Raw genomic sequence first — 25137 nt, forward strand, 5'->3', positions numbered from 1 at the left:
ATCTATTGTGCGGGCAGAGGCCAGGTACGGATAGCGTCTGCACTATGTCTGATGCTGCGCAGCCCACCGCTGCCGAGGTACGCGCCGCCGCCGAGGCGGTCAAGGTCGCTCTGGACCGCCACCTCGCGGCGGTCGAACACCGCACGGGTGAGGACGACCCGGCTGTCTCCGACGCGTTCAATGCCCTGGCCGTCGCGGCCGAGGTCTATGACGAGCGGCTCTACAACCGGTACGACGAAGTCACCCCCTTCGAGATCCCGGATCCGGACGACTCGCTTCCGCCGTACAAGGGTCCCGAGGAGCCGAACGCCCTCAGCGTGCTGATCCGGCGTGATTACGCGGTGGTGGAGCCGCAGCGGCTGCTCGCCCAAGCACAGCGCATCGCCGATGTGGACAGCGACACCGGCACCGGTGGCGTGGTGGGCAGCAGTGTGCATGCCGCCCTCGGGGTGCTCTTCGGCGAGTACGAACCCGACGAGATCGCGTCCCGGCACAAGGAATTCGGGCTCGAAGAGGGCGACTCCACGCTCTGGGTGTCGGCGGCGGACGATCTGCCCGAGCCGGGGAGTGGCTGAGCGCCCCCTTCGACCAGGCCGATCCGCAGCAGGTGGTCTGCCGGTTCGATGTCAGCGCGGTCTTCGACGAGGACGATCTCGACGCTGACCTCGACGACCTGGAGGAACAGGACGCCTGACCCGGCGGCCGGCGCGGAGGACGGACCCTGGGCGCGGGTCCTGTCCTCGGAGTTCTGTCCTCGGACCGCCGGGCTCGCCGGAGGCTGGGCGGCCGACACCTGTACGCGCTGCGACCGGTGCACGTGAGCACGTGTGTACGTACTGCGATCCGCCAGCCCGGCGTACGAGGCAGGGCCCCCGGGGTTCTAGGGCTGCGCCGCCGGGGTCAGCAGGGCCTCCAGCAGCGGGCGCAGCCGGGTGGTGCGCCGCTGGGACGGGACCGTGGCCACCGCGTGCGGCAGCGCCTGGTCCACGCCGTGGACGACCGAGAGATGGCGCTCGCCCCGGCCGAACGCCGTGTACACCCAGGGCCGGCTCAGCCCCTGGGCGGCGTCGCCGGGCAGCACCACGACCGCCGCGGGCCAGCGCATCCCCGCCGCCTGATGAGCGGTGAGCGCCCAGCCGTGCCGTACGTCCTGCTCGACCCGCTCCCTCGGTACGGTGACCTCCCCGCCCTCGCAGTCGAGCCGCAGCCCGTCCTGGTCGGCCGAGGCCACTGAGCCCTGAAGCGTCCTGCCGGGCGAGGGGACATACGCGACCCGGTCTCCCGGGTCGAAGCCGCCGAACCGGCCGGGGCCCGGATTGAGCCGCTGCTTGAGCGCGGCGTTGAGCGCGCGGGTGCCGGCCGAACCGCCATGGCCCACGGTGATCACCTGTGTCTCCCCCGGGCCCGTACCGAAGGCGCGCGGCACCGACTCGGCGACGAGCTGGACCGTACGGTGCACCGCCTCGCCCGCGTCCCGCACCGGCACGATCACGACCTCCTTGCCGGGCGCCTCCACCTGGTTCAGCTCGCCGATGCCGATTCCGGAGACCAACTCGCCGACCGGTCCCGGATCGGGGGTACGGGAGGCGATCTGCGGGCAGGCGCGGGCGGCCAGCAGATCGGCGAACACCCGGCCGGGGCCCGCCGACCACAGCACTCCCGGGTCACCGCTGAGCACCAGCCGGCTCCCGTCCGGCAGGGACTCGACAAGCAGCGCGGCCGTCTCCACATCGAGCTGCGGCGCGTCCAGCACCACCAGCAGATCGAGGGCGAACCGGCCGTCCTCGTCACGCCCCGGGCCCTCCGTACCGGTCAGCAGCCCGGTTACGGTGACCGCCTCCGCGCCCAGCCTGCCGCGGCCGTTCTCGCTGTGCGCCGCGACGACGGCGCGCAGCCCGAGCGCACGCGCGGCCCCGGCCAGGGCGGCCGGTTCGACGCGGGCCGCCTCGCCGCCGGTGTGCAGGACGAGTCCGTGCCCGGCGGCCGCACGGATCAGTTCGGCCGCAGAGGGGGAGGGGGCGGCCTTCGCGGCCTCCTCCCAGGAGTCGTCGGGCCCGGTTTTGACCAGCCGAGCGAGTCCGTCGGCGAGGCTCTCCTCGGCGAGGGCGTACCGGTCGAGCCCGAGCAGGACCGGTGCTGTGGTCGGCTGTGCCGGTGCGGCGGTGTCGGCGGACTCCTGCGGCGCCGTGTCCTCGGTGCCGTCTGCCGAGTCCTCGTCGTCCTGGAAGACCAGCACGGCCCCCTCGGCGAGGGCGTGCTGCACGGCCTCGTCCGGGTCGGGCACCGCGTGCTCGGTCAGCGCGCGGTGCACCGACGACACCTCCAGCGCGGTGTGGCCCTGGAGCGCGGCCCGCTCCAGCAGCCAGCCGACCAGCGCGGCGGCCCGGCGCTCGTCGGCGGGGCCGCATGCCGCCCCGAGCAGCGCGCGGGCGAACCCGTCGGCCTGCTCGGGCCGTACGCCGGGCACCGCGAGCAGCCGCCACGGGTCCTCGCGCAGCGCGTCCGCCGCCTGCTCCCCGAGCGCGGTGGCGACCGGGCCGGCGAGCGCTTCCGGCGCACCGCCCTCGGTGAGGACGGCCCGTACGGCGGAGACGGTGCCGGGCGTGGCGCTCCGGGGCGCCGGCCGTGGTTCGGGGGCCGGCGCCCCGGCGCGTACGGGACCGGCCGCCGCGGGTGCGGGCGCGGGCGGCCTCAGCAGGGCCGGGTCGACCTGCGCGCCGCTCTCCACGGCCCGTACGGCGGCGAGCAGATCGGCGGCCTGCCCGCTCAGCTTGCCTCCGGCGGCGATGGGTCCGCCGCGCTCGGCCTTCCGCCGCTCGATCCGCTCGCGCAGCTCCCGCTGCGCCGCCAACTCGGCCGCGGCCTCGGACACCTCGCCACCGTCCGCTGCGGTACTGCTTCCGTCCGCAGTGCCGCTCCCGTCCGGGCCATCGCCGTCCCCGGCTGCCGCACCTGCCGCGCCGTCCGCTCCGGCCGTGTCCGGGCCGGCCTCGCCCTCGTCGCCGCGTGCCTCGACCGCCGCGCCGTCCGCTCCCGTACCGGCACCGCCCTCGGCATCCTCCACCGGACCGGGCACCGCCCCGCTTTCCGGCGGCCCGGGCTCCTGCGGGGATGCGGTGGCGGGGTCCGTGGTCACAGCGTGCTCCAGTCCTGGTCGGGGTAGCGGTGCACGGGCGCCGACACATCGTCGAGCGCCTGGCAGATCTCGTTGGGAAGACTAAGGCTCTCCACTGACAACGCGGCCGTGAGTTGCTGTGCGTTGCGGGCGCCGATGATCGGGGCCACCACACCGGGGCGGTCCCTGACCCAGGCCAGCGCCACCTCCAGCGCTGTTGTCGCCAGGCCGTCCGCCGCCGTCGCGACCGCGTCGACGATACGGCTCGCCGCCTCGTCCAGATACGGCTCGACGAACGGCGCCATCTGCTCCGAGGCGCCCCGCGAGTCCGGCGGGGTGGTGTGCCGGTACTTGCCCGTGAGCACCCCGCGGCCCAGGGGGGACGAGGGCAGCAGGCCGACCCCCAGATCCAGCGCCGCCGGCAGCACCTCGCGCTCCACACCGCGCTGCAACAGGGAGTACTCCATCTGGGTGCTGGCCAGCCGGGTCCGGGTCCCGGGCGCGGCGAGCTGCCAGGTGGCGGCCTTCGCGAGCTGCCACCCGCAGTAGTTCGACACCCCCGCATACCGCGCCCGGCCGCTGCTCACCGCGATGTCGAGCGCGTGGAGGGTCTCCTCCAGCGGTGTCTCGGCGTCAAAGGCGTGTATCTGCCACAGATCCACATAATCCGTCCCCAGCCGCTCCAGCGACGCGTCGAGCGCGGCCAGCAGATGTCCGCGGGACCCGTCGAAGCGCCGGTAAGGATCCGGCACACTGCCCGCCTTTGTCGCGACGACCAGATCGCGGCGCGGCACCAGCCGCTCGATCAACTGCCCGAGCAGATATTCGGACTCCCCTCCGCCGTACACATCCGCCGTGTCGACGAGCGTTCCGCCCGCCTCCCAGAAGGCCTTCAACTGATCGGCGGCGTCGTGCTCGTCGGTGTCCCGACCCCAGGTCAGGGTGCCGAGCCCGATCCGTGACACACGCAGGCCGGTACGGCCGAGATGCCTCTGCTCCATGGCTGCTGAGATTACTGGCCAGGGCCCCACGCGGAGAGAGCCTGTGGACAACCCGCCCCTGACGGAAGCCCGTATGGCGCGCTAGAGTCCCCGGCAAGGGACGTTACTCGTCAGTAGTTCGGCAGTGAGGGAGTGGCTATGCGGCTCGGCATCAACCTCGGGTACTGGGGCGCGGGGATGGACGGCGACAACCTCGCCGTCGCACAGGAGGCCGACCGCCTCGGCTACGACGTCTGCTGGGCCGCCGAGGCGTACGGTTCCGACGCCCCGACTGTGCTGAGCTGGGTCGCGGCGCGGACGGAGAGCATCGACGTCGGCTCCGCGATCCTCCAGATCCCGGCCCGTCAGCCCGCCATGACCGCCATGACCGCGGCCACCCTCGACTCCCTCTCCGGCGGCCGGTTCCGGCTCGGTCTCGGCGTGTCGGGTCCTCAGGTGTCCGAGGGCTGGTACGGCGTGAAGTTCGACAAGCCCCTCGCCCGCACCCGGGAGTATGTCGAGATCGTCCGCAGGGCCATGTCCCGTGAGCGGCTGTCGTTCGAGGGCGAGCACTGGACGCTGCCGCTGCCCGGCGGCCCGGGCAAGCCGCTGAAGCTGACCGTGCACCCGGTGCGCGAGCACATCCCGCTCTACATCGCCGCGATCGGCCCCAGGAATCTGGAGCAGACCGGCGAGATCGCCGACGGTGCCCTGCTGATCTTCCCGTCCGCCGAGCATCTCGAGGACACCGCGATCAGGCATCTCCGGGCGGGCCGCGAGAAGGCCGGACTGACCATGGACGGCTTCGACGTCTGCCCGACCGTGCCGCTCGCAGTAGGCGAGGACATCCACGCGCTGGCCGACACCTTCCGCCCGTACACCGCCCTGTACGTCGGCGGTATGGGCAGCCGCAAGCAGAACTTCTACAACCAGCTCGCGTGCCGTATGGGGTACGAGAAGGAGGCCGCCGCGATCCAGGACGCGTATCTCTCGGGCGACAAGGACGGCGCGGCGGCGGCCGTTCCGCACGAACTGATCGACTCGACGACGCTGCTCGGCCCGGTGGAGCGGATCGCGGACCGGATGCAGGCCTATGCCGCCGCCGGTGTCACCACGCTGACGCTCGCACCGGCCGGCTTCACGCTCGACGAGCGCCTCGCGGCCCTCCGCGCCGGTACGGACGCCCTGGAGCGCGCGGGTCTGGTGTCCTGACGTCCTGACTCGTACGCGCAGCGGCGTACGAGCGCGAGGCCGGTCCGGTCCGGACCGGAAGACTGCGGCCGTGGTGGGGGCTCGGGGGGTCTTCCCCGCCACGGCCGTCATGTACGACAACGCCTCGGCCCCCCACTCGGTTACGCGCTCGCCCGCCTTCGTGCTCCTTCTTTCGGCTCAGCCGAACGGCGCACCTGTTGCCTGTCGCCCCGCACCCCATTTGACTCGTTTTCTGCGGATGTCTGTATGGAGGTGGCAGTGATGCTCTCGGCCCGAAGCGTGTTCCAGGAGATCCTGGACGACGACCGTACCTTCCGGCTGTTCTGCTCCATCGCGGCCAGCGGAGAGGCACAGGGCGGGTGGGAGAACGGCCGGATCGCCGCCCTGGTGCCCGAGTCCATGCGGGATCTCGCGCCGAAGATCGCCCGGCACGGCGCCGACGAGGACAAGCACGGGCGCATTTTCCACGCCCTTCTTAAGAAGCGCGGTCTCGACCCCGTGGAGGTCCCGCGCGAGACCGACTACACGATGCTGCTGGAGCGCCGGGGCATCGGGCTGACCCACGCCAAGCTGCGCCGCGACGAGCAGCTCACCGAGGCGGACATCGTCATCTATCTCTCCCACAGCCGGATCACCGAACAGCGGGCCGCCGACCAGATGGTGATGCTGGTCAAGTACTTCGGAGACCACCCCGAGGTGGGCAGGGCCGTCAGGATGATCAGCAATGACGAGGACAACCATCTCGCCTACTGCCACGAGGAACTGCTCCGGCTGGCCCGGGAGGGCCACGCCAGGACCATCCACCGCACCCTGCGGGAGTGCGCGATGGCCGAGAGCGAGATCTACCGGCAGGTGAGCCTCGCGGTGATGGAGCGGATGGGCCGGCTCCTCGACTGGCCACCGCCCAAGGCCGCGCTGCTGGCCGCGGGGATCAACGGGATGCACGCGTACGAGCGGGTCCTCGGCCGGCACCGGATGGTCCGCCTCAGGATGCCGGAGCGCCGGGACGCCCTGGGCGGCCCCGCGACCACGGTCCCGGTCCTCTAGAGCGCCTGAGAGACCATCCCACAGACCGCCCGACGGACCGCCCGACGGACCGGCCGACGGACCGGCCCGAGTCCCGAGCGCCCGTGCCGCCGGAGCGCGCTCCTCACAGCCAGCCCCTGCGCTTGAACATCCGGTGCAGCGCCGCCACCACGACCGCCATGAACGCGATCACCGCGGGATAGCCCCACACGAACCCCAGCTCCGGCATGTACTCGAAGTTCATGCCGTAGATCCCCGCGACCAGCGTCGGCACCGCCGCCATCGCCGCCCACGCCGAGATCTTCCGCATGTCGTCGTTCTGCCGTACTCCCATCTGCGCGAGATGGGCCGCCAGGATGTCCGAGAGCAGCCGGTCCAGCCCCTCGACCTGGTCATTGGCGTGCAGGAGATGATCGTTGACATCCCGGAAGAACGGCTGCGAGTGGTCGTGGACGAAGGGCACGCCCGCGGCTGCCAGCCGGGCCATCGGCGCCGCCAGCGGCACGCTCGCCCGGCGGAACTCCAGTACCTGCCGCTTGAAGTTGTAGATCCGCGCCGCCGTCGAGGACCCGGACTCCGCCGCCCGCGACGACCGGGCACCGCCGTCGCTGCCGCTCGGCGCGAAGACGTCGGCCTCCAGTTCCTCCAGGTCGACCTGAAGCTCTGCGGCGACCTCGATGTAGTGGTCCACGACACTGTCGCTGACCGCGTACATCACCGCGGTGGGCCCGTGTTTGAGCACCTCAGGCTCCGCTTCGAGCCGCTGCCGCACGGCGCTGAGCGCCGAGCCCTCGCCGTGCCGGACCGTCACCACGAAGGAGTCGCCTATGAAGACCATGAGTTCACCGGTCGAGACCGTGTCGCCCTCCGGCTCGTACTCCACCGGCTTGAGGACCATGAACAGCGAGTCGTCGTAGACCTCCAGCTTGGGCCGCTGGTGCGCGTGGAGCGCGTCCTCCACGGCCAGCGGGTGCAGCCCGAACTCGTCGCGTACGAGGTCGAACTCGTGCGGGGTCGGATCGTGCAGGCCGATCCACAGGAAGGCGTCGCCCTCGGCGCGCGCCTGGTCGAGGGCGTCGGAGAAGTCGGCGGGCCCCTCCGTCCGGCGTCCGTCCCGGTAAATGCCGCAGTCCACGATCACGGCGGGCATTCTTCCCGCTCCCGGCCCGGACCGCATCCCTGGCCGCGCCCCGGCCGTATCCCCGGCCGTTTCACCTGGCCGTATCCCCGGCCGTGTCCTCGGGCGGCGACCGGCCGTGCCCCCGGTGCCGACCGGCCGTGCCCCGGGCGGCGACCCCCCGTACCCCGGGCGGCGACCGGTCGTGTCCTCGGGTGCCGACCGGCCGCTCGGCGCCGCACCCACCGGCATACCCTGGCGGGCATGGCCATGTTGATCCTCGTACGTCACGGACGCTCCACCGCCAACACCGCGGGCGTGCTCGCGGGCTGGACGCCGGGGGTTGCCCTCGACGAGCGCGGCGCCGAGCAGGCCGCCGCGCTGCCGGGCCGGCTGGCCGGGGTGCCGCTCGCCGCCGTCGTTACCAGCCCGCTCCAGCGCTGCCGCGAAACACTTCAGCCGCTGCTCGACGCTCGCCCCGGGCTGGCGGCGCGGACCGACGAGCGGATCGGCGAGTGCGACTACGGCGACTGGTCGGGCCGCAAGCTGGCCGAACTGGCGGACGAGCCGCTGATGACCGTCGTACAGCAGCACCCCTCCGCCGCCGCGTTCCCCGGCGGCGAATCCATGCGCGCCATGCAGACACGCGCCGTGGAGGCCGTACGGGAGTGGAACGCGCGGGTCGAGGAGGAGCACGGCGAGGACGCCGTCTTCCTGATGTGCTCCCACGGGGACATCATCAAGGCGCTCGTGGCGGACGCCCTGGGGATGCATCTGGACCTCTTCCAGCGCATCCATGTGGACCCCTGCTCGGTGACCGCCATCCGGTACACACGCCTGCGCCCCTTCCTGGTCCGGCTCGGCGACACCGGGGATCTCGCCGGACTGGCGCCTCGTGAGAACAGCGGCGGCGGCAGCGGTGTTGTGGGGGGCGGCGCGGGAGCACCGTGATCGCTCCGCGCAGTAGGGTGGACGCGCCGTCCGCGTGATCCAGGGGCCGTCCCCGGACCCCGGTTCCGCCCTCTGCTGTTGATCTGTATCCGTCACGTCATACCCGTTACGCCATATCCGTCACCGATTCCGTCACTGCCCGTCAGTGCCGGTCGATTTCCAAGGGAGCAGGACGTGTCCCGTCAGGTGTTCCTCTACGACCCGCCGGACCGCTTCGTGGCCGGTACGGTCGGGCTGCCTGGACGCCGTACGTTCTTCCTCCAGGCTTCCGCCGGGGGGCGCGTCACCAGCGTCGCCCTGGAGAAGACCCAGGTGGCCGCGCTCGCCGAGCGCATCGACGAGCTGCTCGACGAGGTCGTGCGCCGCACCGGGGGGAACGCCCCCGTACCGGTCATGGCGCCCTCCGAGATCTCCGACTCCGCCCCGCTGGACGCCCCCGTCGAGGAGGAGTTCCGGGTCGGCACCATGGCGCTGGCCTGGGACGGCGACGAGCAGCGCATGATCGTCGAGGCCCAGGCCCTCGTCGAGCTGGACGCCGACACCGAGGAGGACCTCGCGGAGGCCGAGGAGCGGCTGCTCCAGGACGAGGAGAACGGTCCGCCGATGCTCCGTGTCCGGCTCTCCGGCGCCCAGGCCAGGGCCTTCGCCAAGCGCGCCCTGGACGTGGTCAACGCGGGCCGGCCGCCGTGTCCGCTCTGCAGTCTGCCGCTCGATCCGGAAGGACATGTATGCCCGCGCCAGAACGGATACCGCCGCGGAGCGTGACCGTTGCCGATCTGCTCGCCAAGGGCGAGCTGACCGTGCGCGGGCAGATCCGTGAGGCGTCCAACGCGGTGCTCTACTGCTCCGTCTCGTACGAGGGCGAAGAGGCCCACTGCGTCTACAAGCCGGTCGCGGGGGAGCGGCCCCTGTGGGACTTCCCCGACGGCACGCTGGCCCAGCGCGAGGTCGCCGCGTACGAGGTCTCCGAGGCGACCGGCTGGGCCCTGGTGCCGCCGACCGTGCTGCGGGACGGCCCGTACGGACAGGGCATGTGCCAGCTCTGGATCGAGTCCGAGGAGGAGGGGGCGGCCCCGCCGCTGCTGGCCCTGGTCGAGGGCGAGGAGCCGGACGACGGCTGGAAGGCGGTCGGCTTCGCCGAGGTCGGCGAGGGGCGCACGGCGCTGCTCGTACACGCCGACGACGAGCGGCTGCGCCGGCTCGCGGTGCTCGACGCGGTCATCAACAACGGCGACCGCAAGGGCGGGCATCTGCTGTCCGCCGCCGGGGGGAAGCTCTACGGCATCGACCACGGTGTCACCTTCAATGTCGACGACAAGCTGCGCACCCTGCTGTGGGGCTGGGCCGGCGATCCGCTGCCCGCGGAGGTGCTTGAGGTGCTGGCGCGGCTGGAGGACGCCCTGACGGAGCAGGCGCCCCTCGCCACCCGGCTGGCCGAACTCATCACGGCGGCCGAGACCGACGCCGTACGGGCCCGGGTCCGTGAGCTGCTCCGTACCGGCCGGCACCCGGAGCCCTCGGGCCAGTGGCCGGCGATCCCCTGGCCGCCGGTCTAGGCAGGCCGCCGGTCCGGGCAAGGCCCGACCCAGGCAGGCCCCCGACCCAGGCAGAGCCCGGTTCCGTCCGGTGCGCGCATCTCCCGGGCGGCGCAAGCATGTTCCGGCCCGGGGCGCAAGAGTGCCCGGGCGGCCACGGGGGCACCTATCCGGTTCGTATCCGGAACTTCCGTCCGGTTACGCTCATGGCATGTATGCCTGGCCCGCTTCCGAGGTCCCCGCCCTGCCTGGCAGTGGCCGCGACCTCAGGATTCACGACACCTCGACCAATGGCCGAGTCACCCTCGAGCCCGGTCCCGTCGCCCGTATCTACGTCTGCGGCATCACCCCGTACGACGCGACCCACATGGGTCACGCGGCGACCTACAACGCGTTCGACCTCGTTCAGCGCGTGTGGCTCGACACGAAGCGGCAGGTTCAGTACGTCCAGAACGTGACGGATGTCGACGATCCGCTGCTGGAGCGGGCGCGGCGCGACGGCGTGGACTGGACCGGGCTCGCCGAGCGCGAGACGGCGCTCTTCCGGGAGGACATGACCGCGCTGCGGATGCTGCCGCCCCAGCACTACATCGGCGCGGTCGAGGCGATACCGGGCATCGTGCCGCTGGTGGAGCGGCTGCGTGACGCGGGTGCGGCGTACGAACTCGACGGCGACATCTACTTCTCGGTGGCGGCCGACCCGCACTTCGGCGAGGTCTCCCGGCTCGACGCCGAGGCCATGCGGCTGCTGTCGGCGGAGCGCGGCGGCGACCCCGACAGGCCGGGCAAGAAGAACCCCCTCGACCCGGTCCTCTGGCTGGCCGCCCGTCCAGGCGAGCCGAGCTGGGACGGGGGCACGCTGGGCCGGGGCAGGCCCGGCTGGCACATCGAGTGCGTGGCCATCGCCCTCGACCACCTCGGCATGGGCTTCGACGTCCAGGGCGGCGGCAGCGATCTGGCGTTCCCGCACCACGAGATGGGCGCCTCGCACGCCCAGGCGCTGACCGGCGAACACCCCTTCGCGCGCACCTATGTGCACGCCGGGATGGTCGCCCTCAACGGCGAGAAGATGTCCAAATCCAAGGGCAACCTCGTCTTCGTCTCCACGCTGCGCCGCGAGGGCGTGGACCCGGCGGCGATCCGGCTCGCGCTGCTCGCGCACCACTACCGCTCCGACTGGGAATGGACCGACGAGGTCCTCCAGGAGGCCGAGGAGCGGCTGGCGCGCTGGCGGGCCGCGGTGTCGAGACCTGACGGACCGGCGGCCGAGGGGCTGCTCGAAGAGATCCGCGAGGCGCTGGCGGACGATCTGGACGCCCCGGCGGCGCTGGCGGCGGTCGACCGCTGGGCGGCGCTCCAGGACTCCACGGGCGGTACGGACGAGGGGGCGCCCGGCGTGGTTTCCCGGGCGGTCGACGCGCTGCTGGGAGTCGCGCTCTAGAAGTGTGCTCAAGACGTGGTCCAGGAGCGGTCCAGGCGTGGTCCAGGACCGCTCCTGGCCCACGGAGCCTCCGGACCCGCGCGCCTCTGCCTCCGGCCCGGGCTTCTGCATCGGCCTCTGGACATGGGCTCTCACGGACACGGCTCTCCGGACACGGTTCGCTGCGCACGGTCTCCGGACGTACGGAGCGGGGCGGCGCCCCAGTTGGCGCCGCCCCGCTCTCTCCGCTCCGCCGCCGGGGCGGGTGACCCCTCAGTCCTCCGAGGAATCGTCCTCGCCGTCCGGCCCCGGCTGAGAACCTCCCGTACCCGGCTCCGAGCCCTGCTCCGTGTCCTTGCCCGGCTCCGCGCCACCGCGCGGCGGCCGTTGCGGCCGGCCGCGCCCGCCCGAGGCGTCCCGCAGATATGACGGGCCCTCACCGCTCTCCGTGGCATGGCCTCCCGGTGCCTGCCCGGGACCGGGACCGCCGTCGCGCCGACGCAGATAGCGTTCGAATTCCCGGGCGATGGCCTCGCCGGACGCCTCGGGAAGCTCGGCGGTGTCCCGCGCCTCCTCCAGCGACTGGACGTACTCCGCCACCTCGCTGTCCTCGGCGGCCAGTTGGTCCACCCCGAGCTGCCAGGCCCGCGCGTCCTCGGCCAGCTCGCCCAGCGGGATCCGCAGCCCGATCAGGTCCTCCAGCCGGTTCAGCAGGGCCAGTGTCGCCTTCGGGTTCGGCGGCTGCGAGACATAGTGCGGCACCGCGGCCCACAGGCTCACCGCGGGGACTCCGGCATGGGTGCAGGCCTCCTGGAGGATGCCGACGATGCCCGTCGGTCCCTCGTACCGGGTCTCCTCCAGATCCATCGTCCGGGCCAGGTCGGTGTCCGAGGTGACACCGCTGACCGGCACCGGCCGGGTGTGCGGGGTGTCACCGAGCAGCGCGCCCAGGATGACCACCATCTCCACGCCCAGCTCATGGGCGAAGCCCAGCAGCTCATTGCAGAACGACCGCCAGCGCATGGACGGTTCGATACCCCGGACCAGCACCAGGTCACGGGGTTTCTCGCCGCCGACCCGCACCACGGAGAGCCGGGTGGTCGGCCAGGTGATCTTCCGCAGGCCGCCGTCCAGATAGACCGTGGGCCGATTGACCTGGAAGTCGTAGTAGTCCTCGGCGTCGAGCGCCGCGAACACCTCGCCCTTCCACTCCCGGTCGAGATGCGCGACCGCTGTGGAGGCTGCGTCGCCCGCGTCGTTCCAGCCCTCGAACGCGGCCACCATGACCGGGTCGATCAGCTCGGGAACCCCCTCGAGCTCGATCACCCAGTGCCTCCTTCCGAAGTTCCCTTTCGTACGGACCAACCTTACGGCTTTCCGCGTGCCCGCCCGCAGCCCCGTGCACGCCCGGGTGAACTTCGGCGAACCGGGGCATAGGCCGGAGAACCGATGCTTCTTTCTGAAGATTCATCCGAGCTGTCATCGTATTTTTCGTTCTAACTCTGGACGATCGCGCCTCCCCGACGCTATACATCGGATGACCGCATCAGGTCGGATGTTCTTCTCAGGGAGCGTGCATGAGTCAGACCGTCACGGGGTTCGAGGTTCACGACATCCGTTTTCCCACCTCGGAACAGCTCGACGGCTCCGACGCCATGAACCCGGATCCCGACTACTCGGCCGCCTATGTGGTGCTGCGTACGGACGCCGGAGCGGAGGGGCACGGATTCTGCTTCACCATCGGGCGGGGCAACGAGGTCACCGCCGCCGCCATCGAGGCGCTGCGGCCCTATGTACTGGGCAGACCGGCGCCGCTCACCGCGGACGCCCTCGCCGCCCTCTACTTCGAGCTGACCCATGACTCCCAGCTCCGCTGGCTCGGCCCGGAGAAGGGCGTGATGCACATGGCCGCGGGCGCGGTCGTCAACGCCGCCTGGGACCTGGCGGCGACCGCCGCGGGCAAGCCCGTCTGGGAGTTCCTCGCCGGCATGACGCCCGAGGAACTCGTCTCGCTCGTCGACTTCCGCTATCTCACCGACGCCCTCACCCCCGACGAGGCGCTGGCCATCCTGCGCGCCGCCGAGCCGGGCCGCGCCGAACGGGCCGCCCGGCTGCGCGCCGAGGGCTACCCCGCGTACACCACCTCGCCCGGCTGGCTCGGCTACTCCGACACCAAGCTCGTCACCCTCGCCCAGCAGGCCGTCGCCGACGGATTCACGCAGATCAAGCTGAAGGTGGGCGGCGATCTGGAGGACGACATACGCCGGATGAAGCTGGCCCGCGCCGCCGTCGGGCCCGACATCCGGATCGCCGTCGACGCCAACCAGCGCTGGGACGTCGCCGACGCGGTCCGCTGGATGGCGGCCCTCGCCCCGTACGAACCGCACTGGATCGAGGAGCCCACCAGCCCCGACGACATCCTCGGCCACGCCGCCGTACGGGCCGGTCAGCCGGTCAAGGTGGCCACCGGCGAACATGTCGCCAACCGGGTCATGTTCAAGCAGCTTCTCCAGGCCGAGGCCGTGGACTACGTTCAGATCGACGCGGCCCGGGTGGCCGGCGTCAACGAGAATCTGGCGATCCTGCTGCTCGCCGCCAAGTACGGCAGACCCGTCTGCCCGCACGCCGGCGGGGTCGGGCTCTGCGAACTCGTCCAGCATCTCTCGATGTTCGACTACGTCGCGGTGTCGGGGAGCTGGGAGGACCGGGTCATCGAGTACGTCGACCACCTCCACGAGCACTTCGCCGACCCCGTGGTGATCACCTCAGGACGCTATGCCGCGCCGAGCGCGCCGGGCTTCTCCGCCCGCATGCTCCCCGGGTCGATCGCCGCGCACAGCTATCCGGAGGGGCCGGTATGGCAGGCCCGCCGCCGCACCACAGAGGAGAGCAACCGATGACGGACGTACGGGACTTCGAGGGGCTCGGCGCCCTGGTGACCGGTGGTGCCTCGGGCATCGGCGCGGCCATCGCCACGCTGCTCCTGGCCCGGGGCGCGCAGGTCGCCGTACTGGACCGCGACTGCGCGGGCGCGCCCGCCGGGACCCTGCCGCTCAAGGCGGACGTCACCGACGACGAAGCGGTACGGACCGCCGTGGACACCGCCGCCGCGGAGTTCGGCGGACTGCACACGGTGGTCTCCAACGCCGGACTCGGCGCAATCGGGACGGTCGCGGACAACCCGGACGAGGAGTGGCGGCGGGTCCTCGACATCAATGTCCTCGGCATGGTCCGCACCGCCCGGCACGCCCTGCCTCATCTGCGCCGCTCGGCACCCGAGCGGCCCGGCTGTGTCTCGATCACCCAGACCTGCTCGATCGCCGCCACCGCCGGACTGCCGCAGCGCGCCCTCTACAGCGCCAGCAAGGGCGCGGTGCTGTCACTGACCCTGGCGATGGCCGCCGACCATGTCCGCGAGGGCATCCGGGTCAACTGCGTCAACCCGGGCACCGCCGACACCCCCTGGGTGGGCCGGCTGCTCGACCAGGCCGCGGACCCCGAGGCGGAACGCGCCGCCCTCGAAGCCCGCCAGCCCACCGGACGGCTCGTCGCCGCGGCCGAGGTCGCCGCCGCCGTCGCCTATCTCGCCAGCCCCGCCGCGGCCGCCGTCACGGGGACGGCGCTCGCGGTCGACGGCGGAATGCAGGGACTGCGCCTGCGGCCCGCCAACTGAGCCGCACCTCACCAATAAGGATCGGGACATCATGCAGCGACACCGCACGGGACGCATCGCCCCGCAGAGACTTCCACTCCGGCGGCTCCGTACGACGGGAGCCTCGGCCTGCGCCGTGGTCCTCGCCGTCGCGGCGCTGGCCGGCTGCAACCGTGACCAGGGCAGCGACGCCGCGGGCGGCGGCAAGGTCGGTATCGACCTGCCGCGCAGCGACAGCGACTTCTGGAACTCGTACCAGCAGTACATCGAGAAGGGCGTCGACGGGGGCGAGGTCGAAGCGCTCCCCCTGACCAACTCGCAGAACGACATCGGAAAGCTCGTCTCCAATGTCCAGGTCTTCACCGACCAGGGCGCCAAGGCCGTCATCATGGCCCCGCAGGACACCGGCGCGATAGCCGAGACGCTCCAGACGCTGAGCGACAAGAAGATCCCCGTCATCAGCGTGGACACCCGCCCCGACAAGGGCGACGTCTACATGGTCGTACGGGCCGACAACCGCGCGTACGGCGAGAAGGCCTGCCAGTACCTGGGCGAGCAGCTCAAGGGCAAGGGCAAGGTCGTCGAGTTCCAGGGCGACCTCGCCTCCATCAACGGCCGTGACCGCTCCGAGGCGTTCAAGTCCTGCATGGACCAGAAGTTCCCCGGTATCCAGGTCTTCGAGCTGGCCACCGAGTGGAAGGGCGACGTGGCCTCCGCCAAGCTCCAGTCCACGCTGGCCGCCCACCCCGACATCAACGGCATCTACATGCAGGCCGGCGGTGTCTTCCTGCAGCCGACCCTCGCCCTGCTGGAGCAGAAGAAGCTCCTCAAGGCGCCCGGCACCCCGGGGCACATCACGATCATCTCCAACGACGGCATCCCCGAGGAACTGGACGCCATCCGCGAGGGGAAGATCGACGCCACCGTCTCCCAGCCGGCCGACCTCTACGCCAACTACGCGCTGTACTGGGCCAAGCAGGCACTCGCGGGCGTGACCCCCAAGGAAGGCCCGACCGACCACGACTCCACGATCATCAAGATCCCGAACGGCTTCGAGGACCAGCTTCCCGCGCCGCTCGTGACCAAGGAGAACGTGGACGACCCGAAGCTGTGGGCCAACCAGCTGGAGAAGAAGAGCTAGCGATGGACTCCAAGCGGCAGGAAGCTCCGGCTGCGGTACACGCGGAAGGCATCGTCAAGCGCTTCGGTCCCACCCTGGCGCTCGACGGTGTCCGGCTCACCGTACGACCGGGCGAGTCCCACGCGCTCGTGGGGCGCAACGGCGCGGGCAAGTCCACCCTGGTCAGCGTGGTCACCGGGCTGCACAGGCCGGACGCGGGCCGGGTCACCTTCGGCGGCGAACCCGCACCGGCCTTCGGCGACACCACGGCCTGGCAGTCAAAGGTCGCCTGCGTCTACCAGAAATCGATGGTGGTCCCGGACCTGACCGTCGCGGAGAATCTGTTCCTGAACCACTACGGCCTGGACCGGGCCGCCGGGGGATCCGGCGGCCGGTTCATAAGCTGGCGCGGGCTGCGCGCCCGGGCGCGGGCGCTGCTCGCGGAGTACGGAGTCGATGTGGACCCCAACGCCCGCGCCAAGGATCTCCCGGTCGAGCAGCGGCAGTTCGTCGAGATCGCGCGGGCGCTGTCCTTCGGCGCCCGGCTGATCATCCTCGACGAGCCCACCGCGCAGCTCGACGCCCGCGGTATCCAGCGGCTCTTCGACAAGCTGCGGGAACTGCGGAGCCAGGGAGTGGCGTTCCTCTTCATCTCCCACCATCTCCAGGAGGTGTACGACCTGTGCACCGCCGTCACCGTCTACCGTGACGCCCGTCATGTGCTGACGGCCCCGGTCGCCGAGCTGTCGAAGGCGGATCTGGTGTCGGCGATGACCGGGGAGTCCGCGGGCACGGCCGTGGCTTGGCACGCCGCGCGCAGGACCGCGCCGGACGCGGAGACCGCGCCGGTACTGGAGGCCGAAGGCCTGGCTCTGGACGGCGAGTTCGAGCCCCTGGACCTCGCCGTACGGCCGGGCGAGGTGCTCGGTCTCGCGGGTTCCGCGGCCAGTGGCAACACCGCGCTCGGCGAGACGCTGGTGGGGATGCGCGCGCCGACGGCGGGGCGGATCGCCGTACGCGGGCGCACGGTCAAGCCCGGCAGCGTCCCGCACGCGCTGGACGCCGGCATCGGCTACATCCCGGAGGAGCGGCACCGCCAGGGCCTCGTGCTGGACCGCAGCGTCGCCGAGAACGCCACGCTCACGGTCACCGACCAGCTCGGCCCCTGGGGGACCGTACTGCCGTCGCGGACCCGGGAGTTCGCCCAGGGCATGATCGATTCGCTGGACATCAAGACCCAGGGCCCGGAGCAGCCCGTCTCGGGGCTGTCCGGCGGCAATCAGCAGAAGGTCGTCGTCGCCCGTGCCCTGGCGCGCGGGCCGAGCGCGCTGGTCGCCCTGCGGCCCACCGCGGGCGTCGATGTGAAGTCGAAGGACTCGCTGCTCGGCGTGGTGCGCAGGGTGGCGGACGAGGGCAGCGCGGCCGTGATCATCTCGGACGAGCTGGACGATCTGCGGGTGTGCGACCGGGTGCTCGCCCTGTTCCACGGCCGCGTGGTGGCGTCGTTCGGAAGCGGGTGGACCGACGGGGAACTCGTCGCCGCCATGGAAGGTGTGGGAGAGCGGGAATGACCGGGACGATACGACCGCCGGTGGCGGAACAGACGGCCGTGGGAGCCAAGGCACCGGGACGGCTCCAGCTCATCCGGTGGAGCGACTTCTCACTGGTGCCGGTGATCCTGGTGCTGATGGTGATCGGCTTCATCGTCTCGCCGGTCTTCCTCACCTCCAGCAATCTGATCAGTGTCGTCCAGCAGTCCTCGGAACTGAGCCTGCTGGTCCTCGGCCAGGCGCTGATCCTGATCTGCGGCCGGATGGACCTGTCGCTGGAGTCGACGATCGGTATCGCGCCGGTCGTCGCGATGTGGCTGGTGCTGCCCACGGAGGGCGGCCGGTTCGCCGGACTCGGTCTGCTGCCGGTCTGGATGGCCATCCCCGCCTGTCTGCTGGTCGGTCTGGCCATCGGGGCGATCAACGGCTTCCTGATGCTCAAGCTGCGGGTCAACGGTTTCATCGCGACCCTCGGCATGCTCACCATGCTGCGCGGTCTGCACATCGGTATCACCGAGGGCAAGTCGATCACCGATGTCCCGGAGTCCTTCCGGTACCTGGGCAAGACCGACTGGCTGGGGGCCCCGGCCGCGGTCTGGATCTGTCTGGCGCTGTTCGCGATCGGCGGCGCGGCGCTCGCCTGGCTGCGGCACGGACGGTCGCTGTACGCCATCGGCGGCAACCCGGAGGCGGCCCGCGCCGCCGGTATCCGGGTGGACCGGGTCACCTGGATCGTGCTGGCCATCGGCGGGCTGCTGGCGGCCTTCGCGGGCATCCTCTACACCGGCCACTACGGGTCGGTCGCCGCGACCCAGGGCAATGGCTGGATCTTCCAGGTCTTCGCCGCGGCCGTCATCGGCGGGATCAGCCTCAAGGGCGGGCGCGGCACGCTGTTCGGGGCGCTGACGGGCGTGCTGACCCTTCAGCTCGTGGTGAATGTGATGACGCTCGGGGGAGTGCCCGCGCTCTGGAACCAGTTCCTCAACGGCGCGATCATCATCGTCGCGCTGATGATCTCGCGCTTCGCGAGCGGTGAGAAGCAGGACTGACCGTACGTACGCGGCGCCGCCTTCGGCCCCTGGGACCTGGTGGTCCCAGGGGCCTTCGGCCTCTCAGAGGGTCGACCTCAGCCACATCTCCACGCTCGCGATGTGCACGGTCGCCCAGGACCTGGCCGCTTCGGCGTCCCGGTCCCTGAGCGCCGCCAGGATCGCCCGGTGCTCGTGGAGCGTACGGCTGACCGCGTCCTCCTGGGTCAGCCCGCGCCAGATCCTGGCCCGGGTGGTCGGTCCCGAGAGCCCGTCCAGCAGCGAGCAGAGCACCGAGTTCCCCGACGACTGCACGATGCCCCGGTGGAACTCCAGATCCGCCGCGACGAGCTGCTCCACCGAGGGCCATGCCCCGAGCTCGTCCAACTGCGCGTCCAGGACGTCCAGTTCGGCCGCGGTGATCCGCGCGCTCGCCATCGCGGTGGCGGCCGGCTCCAGGATCCTGCGTACGGCGAGGAACTCCAGCACGGTGTCGTCCCGGTGGAAGTCCACCACGAAGCTGAGCGCCTCCAGCAGGAGTTGGGGGTCGAGGCTGGTGACATACGTGCCGTCACCCTGCCGTACGTCGAGGATGCGGATCAGCGAGAGCGCCCGTACCGCCTCGCGCAGCGAGTTGCGCGACAGCCCCAGATCGGCGGCGAGTTCGCTCTCCTTCGGGAGGCGGTCTCCCGGCCGCAGCGCACCGGAGACGATCATCCCCTTGATCTTCTCGATGGCCTCGTCGGTGACTGCCATGGCGACCTCCATACATCCGATGTATCGGCCTTCATTATGCGTCCCGGAAGCCGGAGAAGGGGCGCTCCGGAAAAGGAGCGCCCCTCGATTTCGTACACCTGTCATGCCGTACGGATGTGCCGTCGGGCCGGAATGCCGCTGCGTATCGCGCGGATGTGCGGATTGTGCCGTCGCCCGTGGGCGCGGCGCCGGCCCGGGTCAGCCGTCGCCGTCGCCGTCGTCCCGGGCCGGGTCAGCCGTCGCTCTCGTCGAGCCAGCCCATGGTGCGGTCCACGGCCTTGAGCCAGTACGTGTACTCGCGGTCGCGGGTCGCCGCGTCCATCCTCGGCGTCCACTCGGCGGCCCTGCGCCAGTTGGCGCGCAGCGCGTCGGTGTCCGGCCAGAAGCCCACCGCCAGACCGGCGGCATAGGCGGCGCCGAGGCAGGTGGTCTCGGAGACCATCGGGCGCACCACCGGCGCGTCCAGGACATCGGAGAGCGTCTGCATCAGCAGATTGTTGCCCGTCATTCCGCCGTCGACCTTGAGCGCGGTCAGCTCCACCCCCGAGTCCTTGGACATGGCGTCGCTGATCTCCCGGGTCTGCCAGGCCGTCGCCTCCAGCACCGCGCGGGCCAGGTGCGCTTTGGTGACATAGCCGGTCAGCCCGGCGATCACCCCGCGGGCGTCCGCGCGCCAGTGCGGCGCGAACAGACCGGAGAAGGCGGGTACGAAGTACGCGCCGCCGTTGTCGTCGACCGAGGCCGCCAGGGCCTCGATCTCGGCCGCGGAGCCGATCAGCCCCAGTTGGTCGCGCATCCACTGCACCAGCGCGCCCGTGACGGCGATGGCCCCCTCCAGGGCGTACACCGCGGGCTCGTCACCGATCCGGTAGCCGACGGTCGTCAGCAGCCCGCTGTACGAATTGACGGGCTTGGAGCCGGTGTTCATCAGCATGAAAGTGCCGGTGCCATAGGTCGACTTGGCCTCTCCCACGGCGTAACAGGCCTGCCCGAAGAGCGCCGCCTGCTGGTCACCGAGCGCCGAGGCGACCGGCACACCGTCCAGGACACCGCCCTTGGCCGTGCCGTACACCTCGGACGAGGACCGGATCTTCGGGAGGACCGCGGCCGGCACCCCCATGGAGGAGAGGATCTTGGGATCCCATTCGAGGGTGCGCAGATTCATCAGCATCGTGCGGGAGGCGTTGGTGACATCCGTGACATGCGCGCCGCCGTGGACCCCGCCGGTCAGATTCCAGATCACCCAGGAGTCCATCGTGCCGAAGAGGATCTCCCCGCGCTCGGCGCGCTCACGCAGGCCCGCGACATTGTCCAGCAGCCAGCGCACCTTCGGGCCCGCGAAGTAGCTCGACAGCGGCAGGCCGGTCTCGCGCCGGAACCGGTCCTGGCCGACATTGCGGCCCAGCTCCCGGCAGAGCGCGTCGGTACGGGTGTCCTGCCAAACGATGGCGTTGTGGACCGGTACGCCGGTGTTCCGGTCCCAGAGCAGGGTCGTCTCGCGCTGGTTGGTGATCCCGATCGCCCGGACATCGGCGGAGGTGATGCCCGCCTTCCGCACCGCGCCCGCCACGACCTCCCGCACGTTGGCCCAGATCTCGACCGCGTCGTGCTCCACCCACCCCGGCTTCGGGAAGATCTGCTCGTGCTCCTTCTGGTCGACGGCGACGATCCGGCCGTCCCGGTCGAACACGATGCAGCGGCTCGATGTGGTGCCCTGGTCGATGGCCGCGATGAACGGCCCGGCCGCGCGGGCGGTGCCGATGGTGGTTGCGTCGCTCACGGTGTCCGCTCCTGCTCGGTGCGCGGGATCCGCTCCCGGAACCCCGTCCCCCTCCGATGATCCGCCATCCGCCCCCGAACCGCCCGGTACCGGCGCCGTCGCACACCGCGGATCTCGTCCGCTCGCCGAGATCCACCACCACGAAGGGGCCCGCCCGGCTAGGCTGGCCGGGTGCGTCTTCGATCAGAGGGCGCAAAGCCGACAGCCGTCGCATCCCCGGGAGTACTTTCATGGCCTCGTCGCCGACCCCGTCCACCGACAGCCGGACCCGTATCGAAGCCCTCCGTGAGGCGCTCGCCACCCGAGTGGTGGTGGCCGACGGCGCGATGGGCACGATGCTCCAGGCGCAGGATCCGACGTTGGAGGACTTCCAGGACCTGGAGGGCTGCAACGAGATCCTGAATGTGACACGCCCGGACATCGTCCGGTCCGTCCACGAGGCGTATTTCTCGGTCGGTGTGGACTGCGTGGAGACGAACACCTTCGGTACGAATTTCGCGGCCCTCTCCGAGTACGACATCCCCGAGCGGGTCTTCGAGCTGGCCGAGTCGGGCGCGAGCATCGCCCGCGCGGCCGCGGACGGGTTCACCGCCTCCACCGGGCAGCAGCGCTGGGTGCTGGGCTCCATGGGCCCGGGCACCAAGCTCCCGACGCTGGGGCACGTCCCGTACCTCACTCTGCGCGACGCCTACCAGCAGAACGCCGAGGGCCTGATCGCCGGCGGCGCCGACGCGCTGCTGGTGGAGACCACCCAGGACCTGCTCCAGACGAAGGCCGCCGTCCTCGGCGCCCGCCGCGCGCTGGCCGCCACCGGCACCGACCTGCCGGTCATCTGCTCCGTGACGGTCGAGACGACCGGCACCATGCTGCTCGGCTCGGAGATCGGCGCGGCGCTGACCGCGCTGGAGCCGCTGGGCATCGACATGATCGGCCTGAACTGCGCGACGGGCCCGGCGGAGATGAGCGAGCACCTGCGCTATCTGGCCAGGCACTCCCGTATCCCGCTCTCCTGCATGCCGAACGCGGGCCTGCCGGTCCTCGGCAAGGACGGCGCGCACTACCCGCTGTCGGCCGGTGAGCTGGCGGACGCGCAGGAGACCTTCGTACGGGAGTACGGGCTCTCCCTGGTGGGCGGCTGCTGCGGTACGACGCCGGAGCATCTGCGCCAGGTCGTCGAGCGGGTACGGGGCACGGCACTGACGGAGCGCGAGCCGCACCCCGAGCCGGGCGCCGCCTCCCTCTACCAGACCGTGCCGTTCCGGCAGGACGCCTCGTACCTCGCGATCGGTGAGCGGACCAACGCCAACGGCTCGAAGAAGTTCCGTGAGGCCATGCTGGACGGCCGCTGGGACGACTGTGTGGAGATGGCCCGCGACCAGATCCGCGAAGGCGCGCATCTCCTGGACCTCTGTGTGGACTATGTCGGCCGGGACGGTGTCGCCGACATGGCCGAGCTGGCGGGCCGCTTCGCCACCGCTTCCACCCTGCCGATCGTGCTGGACTCGACCGAGCTGAAGGTGATCGAGGCCGGTCTTGAGAAGCTGGGCGGCCGCGCGGTGATCAACTCGGTGAACTACGAGGACGGGGACGGCCCGGAGTCACGGTTCGCGAAGGTCACCGCGCTGGCGGTGGAGCACGGCGCGGCGCTGATCGCGCTGACCATCGACGAGGAGGGCCAGGCCCGTACCGTCGAGCACAAGGTCGCCATCGCCGAGCGCCTGATCACCGACCTCACCACCAACTGGGGCGTCCATGAGTCGGACATCCTCGTCGACTGCCTCACCTTCACCATCTGCACCGGCCAGGAGGAGTCCCGGGGCGACGGCATCGCCACCATCGAGGCGATCCGCGAGCTGAAGCGCCGCCACCCCGAGGTGCAGACCACCCTCGGACTGTCGAACATCTCCTTCGGCCTCAACCCGGCCGCCCGCGTGGTGCTGAACTCGGTCTTCCTGGACGAGTGCGTCAAGGCGGGGCTCGACTCGGCGATCGTGCACGCCTCGAAGATCCTCCCGATCGCCCGCCTGGACGAGGAGCAGGTCAAGGTCGCGCACGATCTGATCTACGACCGGCGCAGCGAGGGGTACGACCCGCTTCAGAAGCTGATGGAGCTGTTCGAGGGCGTCAACACCAAGTCGATGAAGGACGGCCGGGCCGAGGAACTGCTCGCGCTGCCGCTGGACGAGCGTCTTCAGCGGCGGATCATTGACGGCGAGAAGAACGGCCTGGAGACGGATCTCACCGAGGCGCTGGAGAGCCGCCCGGCCCTGGACATCGTCAACGACACGCTGCTGGAGGGCATGAAGGTCGTCGGCGAGCTGTTCGGCTCCGGCCAGATGCAGCTTCCCTTCGTGCTCCAGTCCGCCGAGGTCATGAAGACCGCGGTGGCGTTCCTCGAACCGCACATGGAGAAGACCGACGCCGAGGGCAAGGGCACGATCGTGCTGGCCACCGTCCGCGGGGACGTCCACGACATCGGCAAGAACCTGGTCGACATCATCCTCTCCAACAACGGCTACAACGTGGTGAATCTGGGGATCAAGCAGCCCGTCTCCGCGATCCTGGAGGCCGCTGAGGAGCACAAGGCGGACGTCATCGGGATGTCCGGTCTGCTGGTGAAGTCGACCGTGATCATGAAGGAGAACCTGGAGGAGCTGAACCAGCGCAAGCTGGCCGCCGACTACCCGGTCATCCTCGGCGGTGCCGCCCTCACCCGCGCCTATGTCGAGCAGGACCTGCACGAGATCTACGAGGGCGAGGTCCGCTACGCGCGCGACGCGTTCGAGGGCCTGCGGCTGATGGACGCCCTGATCGCGGTCAAGCGCGGGGTGCCCGGCGCGGTCCTGCCCGAGCTGAAGCAGCGCCGGGTCAGGGCGACGGCCGGCACGGTGGTCGAGGAGCGCCCCGAGCAGGGCGCGGTCCGCTCGGACGTCGCCGTGGACAATCCCGTACCCGCCCCGCCGTTCTGGGGCAGCCGGGTCGTCAAGGGCATCCAGCTCAAGGAGTACGCCTCCTGGCTGGACGAGGGTGCCCTCTTCAAGGGGCAGTGGGGCCTCAAGGAAGCCCGCAAGGGCGGCCCCAGCTACGAGGAGCTGGTGGAGAGCGAGGGCAGGCCCCATCTGCGCGGCTGGCTCGACCAGATGCACACGCAGAACCTGCTCGAAGCCGCCGTCGTCTACGGCTACTTCCCGTGTGTCTCCAAGGGCGACGACCTGATCATCCTCAACGACGACGGCTCCGAGCGGACCCGCTTCACCTTCCCGCGCCAGCGCCGTGGCCGCCGGCTCTGCCTCGCGGACTTCTTCCGTCCCGAGGAGTCGGGCGAGACCGATGTGGTGGGCCTCCAGGTCGTCACCGTCGGCTCGAAGATCGGTGAGCGGACTGCCGAGCTGTTCGAGTCCGACGCCTACCGCGACTACCTCGAACTGCACGGCCTCTCCGTCCAGCTCGCCGAGGCCCTCGCCGAGTACTGGCACGCCCGGGTCCGCTCCGAGCTGGGCTTCGCCGGTGAGGACCCGGCCGAGGTCGAGGACATGTTCGCCCTGAAGTACCGGGGCGCCCGCTTCTCGCTGGGCTACGGCGCGTGCCCCGACCTGGAGGACCGGGCCAAGATCGCCGCGCTGCTGGAGCCCGAGCGGATCGGCGTCCAGCTCTCGGAGGAGTTCCAGCTCCACCCCGAGCAGTCCACCGACGCCATCGTCATCCACCACCCCGAGGCCAAGTACTTCAACGCACGCTGACGCGCGCCGGGCCCCGGGCCGCAACGGGTTCGCCGATCCCGGTCGGCGCGGAGCCCGGACGAGTCGTACACTTATCGGTCCAGTGCAGGCCGGTCGCCTGTCCCGGCGGGGTACCCCCGCGGGAAAGGTGACCGGCCTTCTCGTCCCTCATGGAG

The 25137-nt window shown here is 71.1% G+C and carries 18 protein-coding genes and 1 pseudogene; 13 read left to right on the forward strand and 6 right to left on the reverse strand.

Translation table 11 applies throughout. The features are described from left to right. Positions 1–44: 44 nt before the first annotated feature. A pseudogene (locus KQY30_RS29190) lies at positions 45–694 on the forward strand (hypothetical protein). A 186-nt stretch (positions 695–880) separates the two neighbouring features. On the opposite strand, the gene KQY30_RS29195 reads toward KQY30_RS29190, so the two are convergent. After that, positions 881–3136: an ATP-dependent RecD-like DNA helicase gene (locus KQY30_RS29195; RefSeq protein ID WP_217309470.1), complete on the reverse strand. Its 2256-nt coding sequence runs from the start codon at positions 3134–3136 to the stop codon at positions 881–883. Further along, positions 3133–4116, reverse strand: a complete 984-nt coding sequence (locus KQY30_RS29200) for an aldo/keto reductase (protein ID WP_046503788.1) — start codon at positions 4114–4116, stop codon at positions 3133–3135. The genes KQY30_RS29195 and KQY30_RS29200 overlap by 4 nt, the downstream gene beginning before the upstream one ends. A 138-nt stretch (positions 4117–4254) precedes the next feature. Between KQY30_RS29200 and KQY30_RS29205 the strand changes: the two genes are divergently transcribed. Both KQY30_RS29205 and KQY30_RS29210 read left to right on the forward strand, forming a co-directional pair. Continuing rightward, the gene (locus KQY30_RS29205; protein ID WP_217309472.1) at positions 4255–5307 is read left to right on the forward strand and encodes an LLM class F420-dependent oxidoreductase; all 1053 of its coding nucleotides are present in this window, start codon (positions 4255–4257) and stop codon (positions 5305–5307) included. Positions 5308–5568: 261 nt separating this feature from the next. Beyond that, entirely contained in the window at positions 5569–6354 is a 786-nt protein-coding gene (locus tag KQY30_RS29210) for a ferritin-like domain-containing protein (protein WP_217309473.1), read from the forward strand. A gap of 103 nt (positions 6355–6457) precedes the next feature. Here the strand turns inward: KQY30_RS29210 and corA are convergent, their stop codons facing one another. Further along, positions 6458–7483 carry a magnesium/cobalt transporter CorA gene (gene corA, locus KQY30_RS29215; RefSeq protein WP_217309475.1) on the reverse strand — a complete coding sequence of 342 codons (1026 nt, stop codon included), beginning with the start codon at positions 7481–7483 and terminating at the stop codon, positions 6458–6460. Positions 7484–7714: 231 nt separating this feature from the next. Here corA and KQY30_RS29220 point away from each other — a divergent pair, with 231 nt between their 5' ends. From KQY30_RS29220 to mshC, 4 genes are all read left to right on the forward strand, one after another. Then, on the forward strand, positions 7715–8401 hold the full coding sequence (locus KQY30_RS29220) for a histidine phosphatase family protein (protein ID WP_217309477.1): 687 nt from the start codon (positions 7715–7717) through the stop codon (positions 8399–8401). A 174-nt stretch (positions 8402–8575) separates the two neighbouring features. After that, positions 8576–9166, forward strand: coding sequence for a DUF3090 domain-containing protein (locus tag KQY30_RS29225; protein ID WP_046498749.1), 591 nt, complete (start codon positions 8576–8578; stop codon positions 9164–9166). Then, complete coding sequence (locus KQY30_RS29230; RefSeq protein WP_217309478.1) at positions 9130–9957, forward strand: SCO1664 family protein; 828 nt, start codon at positions 9130–9132, stop codon at positions 9955–9957. Before KQY30_RS29225 ends, KQY30_RS29230 begins: the two co-directional genes overlap by 37 nt. 190 nt (positions 9958–10147) lie before the next feature. Continuing rightward, positions 10148–11377, forward strand: coding sequence for a cysteine--1-D-myo-inosityl 2-amino-2-deoxy-alpha-D-glucopyranoside ligase (gene mshC, locus KQY30_RS29235; protein WP_217309480.1), 1230 nt, complete (start codon positions 10148–10150; stop codon positions 11375–11377). A 252-nt stretch (positions 11378–11629) separates the two neighbouring features. Here the strand turns inward: mshC and KQY30_RS29240 are convergent, their stop codons facing one another. Continuing rightward, entirely contained in the window at positions 11630–12682 is a 1053-nt protein-coding gene (locus KQY30_RS29240; RefSeq protein WP_217309481.1) for a PAC2 family protein, read from the reverse strand. Between the two features lie 251 nt (positions 12683–12933). Here KQY30_RS29240 and KQY30_RS29245 point away from each other — a divergent pair, with 251 nt between their 5' ends. From KQY30_RS29245 to KQY30_RS29265, 5 genes are read left to right on the forward strand one after another with little or no spacing between them, the layout of a single operon-like run. Next, the gene (locus KQY30_RS29245; protein ID WP_217309483.1) at positions 12934–14256 is read left to right on the forward strand and encodes an enolase C-terminal domain-like protein; all 1323 of its coding nucleotides are present in this window, start codon (positions 12934–12936) and stop codon (positions 14254–14256) included. Beyond that, positions 14253–15029, forward strand: coding sequence for an SDR family NAD(P)-dependent oxidoreductase (locus tag KQY30_RS29250; protein WP_217309485.1), 777 nt, complete (start codon positions 14253–14255; stop codon positions 15027–15029). The genes KQY30_RS29245 and KQY30_RS29250 overlap by 4 nt, the downstream gene beginning before the upstream one ends. A 31-nt stretch (positions 15030–15060) precedes the next feature. Further along, a complete protein-coding gene (locus KQY30_RS29255; protein WP_217309486.1) occupies positions 15061–16149 on the forward strand; it encodes a sugar ABC transporter substrate-binding protein in 1089 nt (362 codons plus the stop codon). A 2-nt stretch (positions 16150–16151) separates the two neighbouring features. After that, entirely contained in the window at positions 16152–17699 is a 1548-nt protein-coding gene (locus KQY30_RS29260) for a sugar ABC transporter ATP-binding protein (protein WP_217309487.1), read from the forward strand. Continuing rightward, the gene (locus KQY30_RS29265; RefSeq protein WP_217309488.1) at positions 17696–18727 is read left to right on the forward strand and encodes an ABC transporter permease; all 1032 of its coding nucleotides are present in this window, start codon (positions 17696–17698) and stop codon (positions 18725–18727) included. Before KQY30_RS29260 ends, KQY30_RS29265 begins: the two co-directional genes overlap by 4 nt. A gap of 63 nt (positions 18728–18790) precedes the next feature. On the opposite strand, the gene KQY30_RS29270 is transcribed toward KQY30_RS29265, so the two are convergent. Then, positions 18791–19462: a FadR/GntR family transcriptional regulator gene (locus KQY30_RS29270; RefSeq protein WP_046498853.1), complete on the reverse strand. Its 672-nt coding sequence runs from the start codon at positions 19460–19462 to the stop codon at positions 18791–18793. 232 nt (positions 19463–19694) lie between these two features. Next, positions 19695–21242, reverse strand: a complete 1548-nt coding sequence (gene glpK / locus KQY30_RS29275) for a glycerol kinase GlpK (protein WP_217309489.1) — start codon at positions 21240–21242, stop codon at positions 19695–19697. Between the two features lie 230 nt (positions 21243–21472). Here glpK and metH point away from each other — a divergent pair, with 230 nt between their 5' ends. Continuing rightward, a complete protein-coding gene (gene metH, locus KQY30_RS29280; protein WP_217309490.1) occupies positions 21473–24982 on the forward strand; it encodes a methionine synthase in 3510 nt (1169 codons plus the stop codon). The last annotated feature ends 155 nt before the right edge of the window (positions 24983–25137 follow it).

This window comes from Streptomyces sp. GMY02 (assembly GCF_019056675.1).
Taxonomy (GTDB): domain Bacteria; phylum Actinomycetota; class Actinomycetes; order Streptomycetales; family Streptomycetaceae; genus Streptomyces; species Streptomyces odonnellii.

What these genes read in the sequence shown, in the direction of transcription:
- KQY30_RS29200 (WP_046503788.1), bottom strand. Translation starts at nt 4,116, where the DNA reads ATGGAGCAGAGGCATCTCGGCCGTACCGGCCTGCGTGTGTCACGGATC.
- KQY30_RS29205 (WP_217309472.1), top strand. Translation starts at nt 4,255, where the DNA reads ATGCGGCTCGGCATCAACCTCGGGTACTGGGGCGCGGGGATGGACGGC.
- KQY30_RS29210 (WP_217309473.1), top strand. Translation starts at nt 5,569, where the DNA reads ATGCTCTCGGCCCGAAGCGTGTTCCAGGAGATCCTGGACGACGACCGT.
- corA (WP_217309475.1), bottom strand. Translation starts at nt 7,483, where the DNA reads ATGCCCGCCGTGATCGTGGACTGCGGCATTTACCGGGACGGACGCCGG.
- KQY30_RS29220 (WP_217309477.1), top strand. Translation starts at nt 7,715, where the DNA reads ATGGCCATGTTGATCCTCGTACGTCACGGACGCTCCACCGCCAACACC.
- KQY30_RS29230 (WP_217309478.1), top strand. Translation starts at nt 9,130, where the DNA reads ATGCCCGCGCCAGAACGGATACCGCCGCGGAGCGTGACCGTTGCCGAT.
- mshC (WP_217309480.1), top strand. Translation starts at nt 10,148, where the DNA reads ATGTATGCCTGGCCCGCTTCCGAGGTCCCCGCCCTGCCTGGCAGTGGC.
- KQY30_RS29245 (WP_217309483.1), top strand. Translation starts at nt 12,934, where the DNA reads ATGAGTCAGACCGTCACGGGGTTCGAGGTTCACGACATCCGTTTTCCC.
- KQY30_RS29250 (WP_217309485.1), top strand. Translation starts at nt 14,253, where the DNA reads ATGACGGACGTACGGGACTTCGAGGGGCTCGGCGCCCTGGTGACCGGT.
- KQY30_RS29255 (WP_217309486.1), top strand. Translation starts at nt 15,061, where the DNA reads ATGCAGCGACACCGCACGGGACGCATCGCCCCGCAGAGACTTCCACTC.
- KQY30_RS29260 (WP_217309487.1), top strand. Translation starts at nt 16,152, where the DNA reads ATGGACTCCAAGCGGCAGGAAGCTCCGGCTGCGGTACACGCGGAAGGC.
- KQY30_RS29265 (WP_217309488.1), top strand. Translation starts at nt 17,696, where the DNA reads ATGACCGGGACGATACGACCGCCGGTGGCGGAACAGACGGCCGTGGGA.
- KQY30_RS29270 (WP_046498853.1), bottom strand. Translation starts at nt 19,462, where the DNA reads ATGGCAGTCACCGACGAGGCCATCGAGAAGATCAAGGGGATGATCGTC.
- metH (WP_217309490.1), top strand. Translation starts at nt 21,473, where the DNA reads ATGGCCTCGTCGCCGACCCCGTCCACCGACAGCCGGACCCGTATCGAA.